This window comes from Aeromicrobium sp. JP4, assembly GCF_054957925.1.
Window position 1 is genome coordinate 73,346 of sequence record NZ_CM143290.1, and the last position, 11,548, is coordinate 84,893.

An 11,548-nucleotide genomic window follows, 5' to 3' on the forward strand; every position below is an offset into this window, starting at 1 on the left:
ATGTGACCGCGCCGCGATCCGAATCGGGCAAACTGTGCACCGTGACCGTCACGATCTCGGAAGTCCTCGGCGACCTGCGCGCGACAGCGCTCGATCAGCGGGACAAAGGTGACAAGTTCGAGCGGCTCATGCAGGCGTACCTGAAGTCCGACCCGGAGTGGACAGCCCGGTTCTCCGACGTGTGGCTTTGGTCGGAATGGGAGGGTCGCGCCGGGCTACCCGACATCGGCGTCGACCTCGTGGCTGCCAACCGTGACGGTGACGACTTCACCGCGATCCAGTGCAAGTTCTACGGGCCCGGACACAAGGTCGCCAAGGCCGACATCGACTCGTTCCTGGCCGCGTCGATGCGACCGGATTTCAACTTCAGCCAGCGGATCATCTTCGACACGTCAGCGGGCTGGTCGGGCAACGCTGAGGAGACGCTCAAGGGCGTCGCCCAGCGGATCGACATGATGTATCTCAACGACGCTCCGATCGACTGGGGCGCGTTCCGGTGGGAGACCCCCGAGGTCGTCGTCACCACCGGCAAGAAGGCCCTGCGCCCGCATCAGGCGCATGCGCTGGACGACGTGTTCAAGGGGCTGCGCACCCACGACCGCGGCAAGCTGATCATGGCCTGCGGTACCGGCAAGACGTTCACGTCCCTGCGGATCGCCGAAGAGCTCGTCGGCGAGGGCGGCTCCGTGCTGTTCCTGGTTCCCTCGATCCAACTGCTGAGCCAGTCGCTGCGAGAGTGGATGGCCAATACCGAAGTGGACATCCGGCCATTCGCAGTGTGCTCGGACGTCCGCGTGGGTCGCAGGGTCGCATCCGACGACGCAGACATGTCGACCATCGACCTGACCGAACCGGCCACTACCGATGCGGGCAAACTGATCGAACGGATGAACACCGGCCGGCGCGCCAAGCACCGGATGACGGTCGTGTTCTCCACGTACCAGTCGATCGACGTGATCATCGAGGCGCAGCAGCAGGGTCTCGCGGACTTCGACCTGGTGATCTGCGACGAGGCGCACCGCACCACCGGAGTCACCGTCGCGGGTCAGGACGAGTCCGCGTTCGTGCGTGTCCACGACAACAGCGCACTGAAGGCAGCCAAGCGGCTCTACATGACCGCCACCCCGCGCGTCTTCGCCGACGACGTCCGCAAAAAGGCCGCCGAGGCCGACGCCGTGCTGGCCGACATGGGCGACGAGGCCGTCTTCGGGCCTGAATTGCACCGGCTCGGGTTCGGCGATGCCGTCGAGGCGGACCTGCTCACGGACTACAAGGTGCTCGTGCTGGCGGTCGACGAAGCGTACGTGGCCGAGAACTTTCAGCAGGCGATGAGCGAGTCCGGCGAGATCAAGCTCGACGAGGCTGCCAAGCTCATCGGCTGCTGGAACGGGCTGGCCAAGAACTTCGGCCACACCAACCACGAGGGTGGCTCAACGGCGCCGATGCGCACCGCGGTCGCGTTCGCGCAGAACATCAAGGCGTCCAAGCTCGCTTCCACCGCGTTCCCGACCCTGGTCGACCGGGCGATCATCGACCTGCCCGAGGACCGGCCCGCCGTCCGCGTCGAAGCACGCCACGTCGACGGCACGATGGGCATCCACGAACGCAACACCCACCTGGCCTGGCTGAAGGACGACACCCCCGACAACACGTGTCGCATCCTCACCAACGCGAAGTGTCTGTCCGAGGGCGTCGATGTGCCGGCGCTCGACGCGGTGCTGTTCCTGACCCCGCGCGGCTCGCAGGTCGACGTGGTCCAGTCCGTCGGCCGCGTGATGCGCAAGGCTCCAGGGAAGGAACTCGGCTACATCATCTTGCCCGTGGTGGTGCCCTCCGGGATCGCGCCCGAGGACGCGCTGCGCGACAACGAGCGCTACAAGGTTGTCTGGCAGGTCCTGCAGGCGCTGCGCTCCCACGACGACCGCTTCCACGCGCTGGTGAACAAGCTCGAGCTCAACAAGCACAAGCCCACCGACAGGCTCGACATCATCTCGATCACCAACCCCCACGAGGCCGACGCCGACGGGTCCAGCAGCCCGGACCCGGACGAGCAGCGCCAGCAGGCCATCCAGGGTGTGCTGGAGTTCCCGACCGATGCCTTCCGCGACGCGATGTACGCCCGAATCGTGGCCAAGGTCGGCGAACGTCGCTACTGGGAGTCCTGGGCCAAAGACGTCGCCGACATCGCCGCAGCCCACGTCACTCGCATCAACGGCCTGCTCGCCGACCCGAACTCGAACCCCGCCAAGGAGTTCGAGGTCTTCCTCGCCGGCCTGCGTGGCAACCTCAACGACAACATCACCGCCGCCGAAGCCGTCGACATGCTCGCCCAGCACCTGGTCACCCGGCCGATCTTCGAGGCCCTCTTCGACGGCCACGACTTCGCGGCCACCAACCCGGTCGCCACGACGATGGAGCTCATGCTCGCGTCGCTGGACGAGCACCACCTCGCATCCGAGAACGAGACCCTCGAGTCGTTCTACGACTCGGTCCGCCGACGGGTCGAAGGCGTCGACAACGCCGAAGGCAAACAGCGAATCCTCGTCGAGCTGTACGACAAGTTCTTCAGCCTCGCGTTCAAGAAGACCGTCGACAAACTCGGCATCGTCTACACCCCCATTGAGATCGTCGACTTCATCCTCCGATCCGCCGACGCTGTCCTCCGGCAGGAGTTCGGCCAGGGACTCACCGACGAAGGCGTCCACATCCTCGACGGATTCACCGGCACCGGCACCTTCCTCGTCCGCCTGCTGCAGTCCGGCCTTATTGAGCCGCATGATCTGGCGCGCAAGTACGCGCACGAAATCCACGGTAACGAGATCCTGCTGCTCGCGTACTACATCGCCTGCGTCAACATCGAGCAGACCTACGCCGAACTCAGCGGCCAGTTGGAACCTTTCCCCGGCCTGATCCTCACCGACACGTTCCAGTCCTGGGAACCTGACGACCGACCTGATCTTGACGTCTTCCCTGAGAACAACGCCCGTCTCGAACACCTGAAGTCGCTACCGATCACCGTCATCGTCGGCAACCCGCCCTACTCAGTCGGTCAAGACTCCGCCAATGACGACAACGCCAACGAGGCCTATCCGGCGCTCGATGACGAGATCCGCCGTGCCTACGTCGAGACGTCATCTGCTGGCCTGAGTCGCAACATGTACGACTCTTATATCCGGGCGATCATGTGGGCAGCACTTCGCATCCGCGACCGGGGAGTTGTCGCCTACGTCACCAACGGCGGATGGCTTGATTCGGCGAGCGCAGATGGCATGCGCAAGACTCTCGCCGACCAGTTTTCGGCGATCCACGTGTTCAACCTGCGCGGCAACCAGCGCACAGCCGGGGAGTTGTCCCGCAAGGAAGGCGGAAAGATCTTCGACGCCGGCAGCCGCGCCACTGTCGCGATCACCGTCCTGGTCAGGAACCCCGACCATTTCGGTCCTGCGACGATCTCCTACACCGACGTCGGCGACTATCTGAGCCGCCAGGAGAAACTGGTACGTGTGGCGGACGAGCAGCACGTTCTCGCCCTTCCGTCTCGTTCGATCAGGCCCAATGCACACGGCGACTGGCTTAACCAAAGACGCGACGACTTCCGCACTTTTCTCCCACTCAAGAGTGACAAGGCGGGGCAGTCCGCGATCTTCGTTGAGAGTTCACTCGGGCTGTCGACCAATCGCGACGCGTGGGTATACGGGTTCTCGCGCGACGCAGTGGCCTCCAATGCCCGCCGTCTCATCGAGACGTACGAAGACATCCGAGTTGGGGGAGGTTCGCATACGACAGACACCCGGCAGATCAGTTGGTCGGCCGGACTTGCCACACGGCTCAAGCGCAATAAGTCTCTTGACTACACCGATGATGCGCTCATCACATCACTCCATCGGCCCTTCACGCGCGAGTGGCTTTTCGCGGGAGAGGGCCTGATCGAAAGACCTGGTCGGACCCAGAAGTACGCCTCGACCCCGAACGTCATGATGACCGTGTTGCTTCCTATCGACCGGACGCCCTTCTCGGTGAGTGCAAGCGCGGAGCCAGTGAACCTCAACTTCTTCATGGACGCGGCGGTGGCCTTCCCGCGGTTCGTGCCGCGAACTGAAGAGGGCATGCTGACTTTCGGTGAATCTGGATCCCAACAGGACAACATCACCGACGGAGCGCTCGCTAAGTTCGAGGCTGCCTACCCGGGCGAGCAGATCACAAAGGACGACATCTTCGACTACGTATACGGCCTGCTCCACTCCCCGACGTATCGCGACACCTACGCGGCCGACCTGAAGAAGTTGCTGCCGCGGATCCCGTTCGTGGCGGACTTCCGCGCTTACGCCGACGCTGGGCGGCACTTATTGGAGGTGCATCTTGGCTACGAAACGGTCGACCCGTATCCGCTCGAGGGGCTGGACATCACCGAGACGGGCGCCCCCTACGAGTTCTTCGCTGTGGGAGACAAGAAGATGCGTTTCGGGAAGCCGACAGCCGAGCAGAAGGCGGCATGCGAGCGGGCGGACCGGTCAGTGATCCACTACAACGATCGCATCACCCTGTCGGGCATCCCGCTCGAGGCATACCGGTACATGCTCGGCAGCCGCTCGGCAATCGAGTGGATCATCGACCGGTACTACATCAAGACCGACAAGGGCTCCGGGATCGTCAACGATCCGAACGACTGGTCGCGCGAAGTCGGCGACCCGCGCTACGTCCTCGACCTGCTCGCGCGGATCGTCACCGTCAGCTTGGAGACGATGAAGATCGTCGACTCCCTGCCCCCGCTGGACATCCTCGAGGGAGCCTGAACGCGTGGCATCGCAGTTCGACGTGGATCGACTTCATGACCTCATGGAGGCGATCCCGGCTGGGCGGTGGATCACATACGGGGACCTCGCTCAAGGGGTTGGAACTATCGGGCGTGGCCTCGGTAGCCACATTCGTTCGTGCACGACCTGTCCGCATGCTTGGCGCGTCGTCGAGGAGCACGGCGTGCTCCCTCCGGGTTTTGTCTGGAGCAATCGGGATGAGAGTCGATCTCAGGCGGATGTGCTCCGCGCTGAAGGCGTTGATCTTCGCGACGGTCGTGTGGCCCCGGGGCGCCGGATACGTCTCGCTCCACTTGCGGAGCTGGCCCGGAATCTCGTCGACTTTCCGACCGTCGAATACGTCAAGGACCCTGTCGACCTTGCCGGCACCGCCACGGGCCGCCCCATCGCGATGCGCCACTTCGAACGCTGCGAGCACTGGTACCGCGAAACAGACGGGACCACACTCCGCGGCGGCCCTGCGCGGTTGGCGACCGACACCCAGATGCAATCGCTTCCGCCGTGCAAGGACTGTGCCGGAGCGGCCAAGAAGGCAGGCCACCCCAGTCGCGGGGTTCGCACGACGGAACCGGTTGATGAGCGCAGGTTCTGGTGGGTGTCCCAGGGATACAACCATGAGTTGGCCCTCGCGCAAGGGTCCCTGTGGAGCCTCCCGAAGAAGGGCCGCGACTTACCCGACCGACGGCTCCTCAAGGACATGCGCCCGGGCGACGTCGTCCTGCACTACGCAGATCGCTACCTGCGAGCCGTCAGCGTCGTAACGAAGGCGTGGCAGCCGGCGAGCCGCCCGCCGGGCTACCGCATGCGCGAGGAGGACGGGAACGACGGCTGGTTGGTCGAAGTGGACGTCATCCAAAAGGATCTGGAACTGCACTTCTCGCGGATCGCGGAGCTCATTCCTCACGGTTCCCCGGGGCCACTCGGACGGTCCGGCGTCCCGCTCCAGAAGTATGTGGCGACCCTGAGCAGAGACGCGGCTTTGCGACTCTTGGACGAGATGGCCGTGGCAGTTCCAAGGGGCGACGTCTCCGAGGCTGTCTTCGGTCTTCCCTCGATTGTCCTGGACGGGGACGGGACCGACTCGATCGCGATGACCCGCGTGAGACGGGAACAGACGTACCTTCGCGCGGCACTCCTGAACGGGAGAAGCGAGGCCGGATGTGGACTCTGCGGCCGCACGTTTCCGGGGCGTCTCCTCATTGCCGCCCACATCTTCCCGCGCCGGCACCTGAGCGACGCTGAACGCCGCGATGTGAAATCGGCGGCGATCCTGGCGTGCGCACTTGGCTGCGACGCCCTTTTTGAGTGGGGTCACATCGTCGTTAACGACGACGGAAGGATTGAAGCGCCGCGAAAGAGCATGGGCTCCGACCTGGACCGTGCCATTGCCGGGCTAGTCGGCCGCAAAGTCGACGTCTTCAACGAGCACACGGCGTTCAATTTCGAACGGCACCGGGCCTTGCACATCTGATCGGTCAGCTCGCGCGGCGCCGAGAGCCGGAGTTGAGAGTTTCGTATCTGAAAGGCCACGTCGAGACGCTCAAAACCCATGCCCGGACGCGACGGCATCGCTACGGTCAGGTCATGCTCATCGGCGCCTACGGAAGATTCTGGGAACGCGACGCGGTCGACTGGTCGAAGACCAGACTCCTCGGCCGTCGTGGACGGACCAGCAGGACAATGCGGGTCGTCGACTTCCGGCACGCGCGCGGCGTGTATGTCTTGTACGACGACTTGGGCGTCTACTACGCCGGCTTGTGCATTGGCAACAACGGACTGGGTGGGCGACTGAAGGACCACCTCAATGACGAACACGGAGGCGCGTGGACGCGATTCTCGTGGTTCTCCTTCGACTCTCCTGATCTCGCTGGAACTCCCCGCAAGGACGGTGTGCGCGGAGTGGTCTCGTGGGACGGCATCGATGGTGGGGAGACCGAACAGATCGTCCGAGATCTCGAGGCGCTTCTCATCGCTGCGATGAGGCCATGGGCGAACATTCGCAATCCGAAGTTCCAAGACGGGGACGAATGGGAGCAGGTCGCCGAGAAGACCGCCGAGGTCAAGCTGTTCGACGACTTCCGACATCTGATCGAGCCGTGAATCGGCGAAGGGTTGATCGGCAATCACCATGGCTCGATGAGCGAGAGAATTCGAAACGAAATAGCCCTGCAGTGATGCTCACCCGCGCCACGGCATTCTCGAGAAAGCGGAGCTTGGCAACCGGATGCGTGTGTCAGCCCGCTGACCTGTTCCGCCGCCTGAGTTCGTCAAGTCGGGCGACGATCTCGCCGGTGCGTTCGGGGAGGTCGATGGGGCCGACGTAGTCGTCTGTGCGGTTGCAGATCCCGCGGTCGAGCATCTCCTCTGCTTCGTGCACGTTGCCGTTGGCGCGGGCGATCTTGACGAGGTCGAGGCGGCAGACCTCGTCGAACGGCACGGCTCGGTGGGCGATCTCGATGGCGTCGTGGGCGGCGGAAAGGTCGCCCTCGGTGAGTTCTCGGGTTGCGACGAGGTGGGCCGTGTCGACGATTGCGGCAGCGGCGGTCTCGTGGATGCGGTCGTCGTCGTAGAGCCAGCTCCATCCGCGCTTCTGCAGTTGGGTGAACGGTTCGCCGGAGACGAGGTGGAGGGCACCGATCAGGTCGTCGAGGCCGTCGGCTCCCCGTGCCTGGCCTCGGGCTCGAAGGCGGCGGAACAAGTCAAGGTCGGTGATCAATCCATCGACTTGGTAGCCGGGGGCTCCGGTCTCTTGGTAGAGCCGCGACGCGTCGCCGGCGGGAAGGTAGGGCTGGCTGGTGTTCGGGTCGGTGCCGAGCCAGGCGCGTAGGGCGCGGACGTCGTTGCGCATCTGTGATTCGCTGCGGCGGAACACCTCGGACAATTCACGAGAGACGACTCCTGCCGGATGCAGCGCGAGGTAGCCGGCGAGTTCGAGGAGCACCGGCTGGCGGGCCGGCGTGGGCGCTTGGCCATGGGCGCGGAGCTCGACCGGGCCGAGGAGCGTGAGCTTCGGGCGCAGGGACTGCGGATCGGTCCAGGCGTCAAGGTCGTTGTCGAGGGTCGGGTCCTTCGCCAGGACCGTGGCGCGGACCTGGGTCGAGACGATGGGCGCGAGCGTGTCGACGTCCTCGGTCGTGGCCGCCGCCGCGGCCACGTAGTCAGCCGTGGTGGCTGGCAGGAGTGATCCTTCCCCTGCGGGTTCGGTGTCGCGCACGTCGGTGAGCTCGGCTCGCAGTACGCCGGCCTGGTCGATCAGGGAGTGCAGGTCGTCGGCGGGTTCCACGTACACCGGGATCGGGACGGGCTGCACCTCCCGCGTCAGGTCCACGATCTTGGCGCAGGCGAGAGCTTCGTCGCTGGTGAGCCCCGCCGCGGTGAGGTGGAGGCCGAGCGCGGCCACGTGGAGCCCGCCGCCAGCATCGAGTTCCAGTCTGAGGGAGCCCGGCGGCGTGCCGGTGCCTGCGACGGACACCAGCACGACGCCGAGCCGCGGGCCGGGCGCCTCGATCAGTGCGCGAAGGTCGGCGAACGCGGCAGGGCTCACGGTGATGATCGCGCGGTACGGCTCGGGGTCGCCGGCACCGGCTCGGTGGCTGGCGTTCACGTCGCGGCGCATCTCGGTGACGGCGGGCGTCGGGTCGTCGTGGTGGTGCCGGAGTCGGAAGTCGTCGAGACCTGCGAGTTCGGCGCAGGTGCCGATGCAGTCGACCTGGACCAGCACCGACCACGGGCTCAACGCGAGTTCGGCGGCGATGTGGCGAGCCATCGCTTCGGCGTAGGCTGGATCGCCGGTCAGGTCAACGGTGCCGAACTGCTCAAGGTTGATCAGCTCCATCCGCCCCGCCACGTCGCGGCCGACGCTTACCAGCAAGGGATACGGCGAGATCCCGTTTTGGTCCGGGATCTCAGTACCCAGCGGGAGTTCCCACGTGGTGCCGGCGCCGGTCCACGGCTGCGGGAGAGTTGCGGGCTTGGCGAGGTGCAGGGTGAGCGAGTCGGGGCTGAGGGTGGCGTGGGCCAGCTCGGGGCGATCGGTGCCGTCGAGTTCGAGGGTGACGGCGAGATCACGCAGCGCCCTTTCGACGAACTCCAGATCGTGGGCGGTGTCGGTGCTGTCGGTGTGGACGGTCTTCTCGACGTGTCGCAGTTCCGGTGGGGTGGGGGCGAGTATCTGGCCGGGCTTGCGGTAGCGAGCCTGAGTCCGCCGGTACCCGCGCAGGGTCAGGAAGAGGCAGCCTCCGAGCACGGCGCCGCCTGCGGTGAGTCCCGGCAGAAGCCAGCCGGAGGTGCCCGCGGCGTCGGCCTGCGTGGTCGTATCGGCGTGGGTTCGCGTGGCGTCGGGGCGCTGTCCGCCAGCGTGCTCGACCGATCGTGGTGCCCGCACCGGCGCCCCCGCATCCGGAGCGATTCCACGCGGGGGAGTCGGGCCGGCGGCAGGAGAAGCCTGGTCGCGACGGGCCGGGATCGTCAAGGTCCATCCCGGCAGAATCAGATCCGGATCGGTGAGATGTTTTCCGTCGGGTTGCGGGGTGTGACGGGAGGCTTCATAGATCTCCGGCCACCGCTCGGGGTTGCCGAGCTCACGGTCGGCGATGTCCCAGAGCGTGTCGTGATCGACGACGAGATAGGACTGGAGTTCGTCGGTCTCGGTGGCGGGTGCGGGGTGGTCGGGGATCCGCAGGACGATCCCCGGAGTGAGGAAGTCGGGGTCGCCGAGAGTGTCGTGGTTGAGGGCGACGATCTCGGGGTAGCGGTGAGGGTCGCCGAGTTCGCGTTCGGCGATGCGCCAGAGAGTGTCGCCGCGTTTAACGACGTAATCGACGGCCGCGGGCTGGTCGGGCGTCGTCGTGTCCGGGTGGGCTGCTTCGGCTTCGGTGACCGGCACGGGCCCCTGTCGAGGGGTCGGGGTCTGGTCGACCGCGAGGGCGGCGGCGTGCACGGGTGGGCCCGGCAGGGTGGCGACGGCGCCGGGCGCGGCGACGAACGCGAGCGCGGCGATGGCGACAAGCTGTCGGGCGGCATGTTGGGGCGCGGACAGGCCACGGAGGGTGGGCACCTGGATGCCGCGAAGGGCGGCGATGATCTCGGCGCACAGGGCCACGGTGACGAACGCCCACGCGAGCCAGCACGCGATGGTCAGCACGAGCATCAGGAACGTGCCGTCGTCACTCACCCACAGCAGGTCGCCGATGCTGGCGTAGTCCAGGTCCCACGGCGCGGAGCCGATGGCGACGAGGAAGGCGGGGATCCCGGCGACGACGCCGATGATCGCGACGGTTGCGGCGAGTCCGCGGAGTCGTTGTCGTGTCATGGTTCGTTCCCTCCGAGGCTGCGGACGAGGCGTGCTGAGGCGTGGCCGGTGACGTCGAGCCGGGTAATCCCGATGAGGCCGAGGAACTTGGGCCGGTAGGTGTCGGTGACGGCGACGGTGATGGTGTCCCCGCCGCGGATGTCGACGGTCCCAGTGACCCCGGCCGAGGTCAGGTAGTGCCGGGCCGCGACTCGGGCGGCGGCGGTGTCGACGGCGGGTTGGCGGCCGGCGACAGCGGAGGCGGCCCGGACTTCCTGGCCAGCGGTGCGCGCGGCCTGGGCGGCGAGGTCGTGGGCGCGTTGTTGGGCGTGGACTTGACCGCCGAGGTCGACGGCGAGGCCGACGAGCAGGGTCATGGCGAAACTCGCCAGCACGAGCCACAGGCTGACCGACCCACGCTCCGTGCGCCGGTTCATGAGCGTTCGGTCCAGGTGTCGATGGGGCTGGTGACGACCGCGCGGATGGTGGTGGTGCCGGGGACGCCCGGGACGGCGAGGTCGGACAGGTCGAGCCGACAGGTCACGGTGACGTGCACGGATCCATCGGTGCCGACGGGGCGACCGAAGTCGCTGCTGTCGACGTCGACGCGCACGGTGATGCACCGGATCTGTTGGTTCGCCAGGCTCGCTCGGGCCGCCGTCACGGCGTCGGCGCGGGCGGTGGTGTGGGTGCGGGCAAGGGAGGCGGAGCGGGCGGCGTCGTTCGCGGCGGCTTCGACGGCGCCGTGGGTGGTGGCGGTGCGGCCGCCGAAGATGATCAGTCCGACGAACAGCAGGAACGCCGGGATACCGATGACGGCCTCGACGGTGGCGGACCCGTCCTCCCGCCGGCTCATGGGTCACCCGCGGTGGTGAGTCGCTCGACCGGCATCGATGCGGACTGGGTGACGTGGGGTGACCAGCCGGGGATCACGCTCATGCTGCGTCCGCGGACGACGACCGTGACGGTGGTGGCAGACCGGTTGGCGGTGGCAGCCGAGGTGGTGAGGACGTCGGTCCCGCCGGCGTCGGCGATGAACCCGGTGGCGGCGCGGATCCCGTCGGTCTCGCCGGCGTCCTGTGCTGCGGCGGCGCGGGCGCCTTCGTGGGCAGCGGCGATCGCCACGGCGCGCGCGTGGTGGAGCAGGGCGGCCTGCATCCCCAGGAACAGCACGGCGAACAGGGCGGGCAGCAGCACGATCATCTCGATCGACACCGACCCGCGCTCGGGCGGCGGCTGCTCAGTTGATGTTGCCGGCTTGGCTGGTGACATAGGCCCGGATGGCGGCGACGGCGATCCCGACGATCGCGATGACCGCGACCGCCCACAGGACGTGTTCGGTGGTCACCGACCCGCGTTGGGCGCGCGGCGGGGGTTGCACGGCGAGCTGGAGCCAGACCAGCAGTTGGGGGAGTGGATTCATGAGTGTTTCCTTCCTGGTGGG

At 66.6% G+C, this 11,548-nt stretch carries 8 protein-coding genes; 3 read left to right on the forward strand and 5 right to left on the reverse strand.

The window, feature by feature from the left end; translation table 11 throughout:
• The first annotated feature begins 41 nt into the window (after positions 1-41).
• From ACY1JX_RS00380 to ACY1JX_RS00390, 3 genes are all read left to right on the forward strand, one after another.
• A complete protein-coding gene (locus ACY1JX_RS00380; protein ID WP_462564811.1) occupies positions 42-4,793 on the forward strand; it encodes a DEAD/DEAH box helicase in 4,752 nt (1,583 codons plus the stop codon).
• A gap of 4 nt (positions 4,794-4,797) precedes the next feature.
• Positions 4,798-6,285 (forward strand): hypothetical protein, encoded by a 1,488-nt coding sequence (locus ACY1JX_RS00385; RefSeq protein ID WP_462564812.1) that lies wholly within the window; start codon positions 4,798-4,800, stop codon positions 6,283-6,285.
• A gap of 113 nt (positions 6,286-6,398) precedes the next feature.
• Positions 6,399-6,914 carry a GIY-YIG nuclease family protein gene (locus tag ACY1JX_RS00390; RefSeq protein WP_462564813.1) on the forward strand — a complete coding sequence of 172 codons (516 nt, stop codon included), beginning with the start codon at positions 6,399-6,401 and terminating at the stop codon, positions 6,912-6,914.
• Positions 6,915-7,047: 133 nt separating this feature from the next.
• On the opposite strand, the gene ACY1JX_RS00395 is transcribed toward ACY1JX_RS00390, so the two are convergent.
• Genes ACY1JX_RS00395 through ACY1JX_RS00415 form a run of 5 tightly spaced genes read right to left on the reverse strand, consistent with a single transcriptional unit; the run spans position 7,048 to position 11,527 of the window.
• Positions 7,048-10,125: a LysM peptidoglycan-binding domain-containing protein gene (locus ACY1JX_RS00395; RefSeq protein ID WP_462564814.1), complete on the reverse strand. Its 3,078-nt coding sequence runs from the start codon at positions 10,123-10,125 to the stop codon at positions 7,048-7,050.
• Positions 10,122-10,541, reverse strand: a complete 420-nt coding sequence (locus ACY1JX_RS00400) for a pilus assembly protein TadG-related protein (RefSeq protein WP_462564815.1) — start codon at positions 10,539-10,541, stop codon at positions 10,122-10,124. Before ACY1JX_RS00400 ends, ACY1JX_RS00395 begins: the two co-directional genes overlap by 4 nt.
• Positions 10,538-10,960 carry a TadE/TadG family type IV pilus assembly protein gene (locus ACY1JX_RS00405; protein WP_462564816.1) on the reverse strand — a complete coding sequence of 141 codons (423 nt, stop codon included), beginning with the start codon at positions 10,958-10,960 and terminating at the stop codon, positions 10,538-10,540. Before ACY1JX_RS00405 ends, ACY1JX_RS00400 begins: the two co-directional genes overlap by 4 nt.
• The gene (locus ACY1JX_RS00410) at positions 10,957-11,319 is read right to left on the reverse strand and encodes a TadE/TadG family type IV pilus assembly protein (protein ID WP_462564817.1); all 363 of its coding nucleotides are present in this window, start codon (positions 11,317-11,319) and stop codon (positions 10,957-10,959) included. Before ACY1JX_RS00410 ends, ACY1JX_RS00405 begins: the two co-directional genes overlap by 4 nt.
• Before the next feature lie 25 nt (positions 11,320-11,344).
• Positions 11,345-11,527 carry a hypothetical protein gene (locus ACY1JX_RS00415; RefSeq protein WP_462564818.1) on the reverse strand — a complete coding sequence of 61 codons (183 nt, stop codon included), beginning with the start codon at positions 11,525-11,527 and terminating at the stop codon, positions 11,345-11,347.
• Positions 11,528-11,548: the final 21 nt, after the last annotated feature.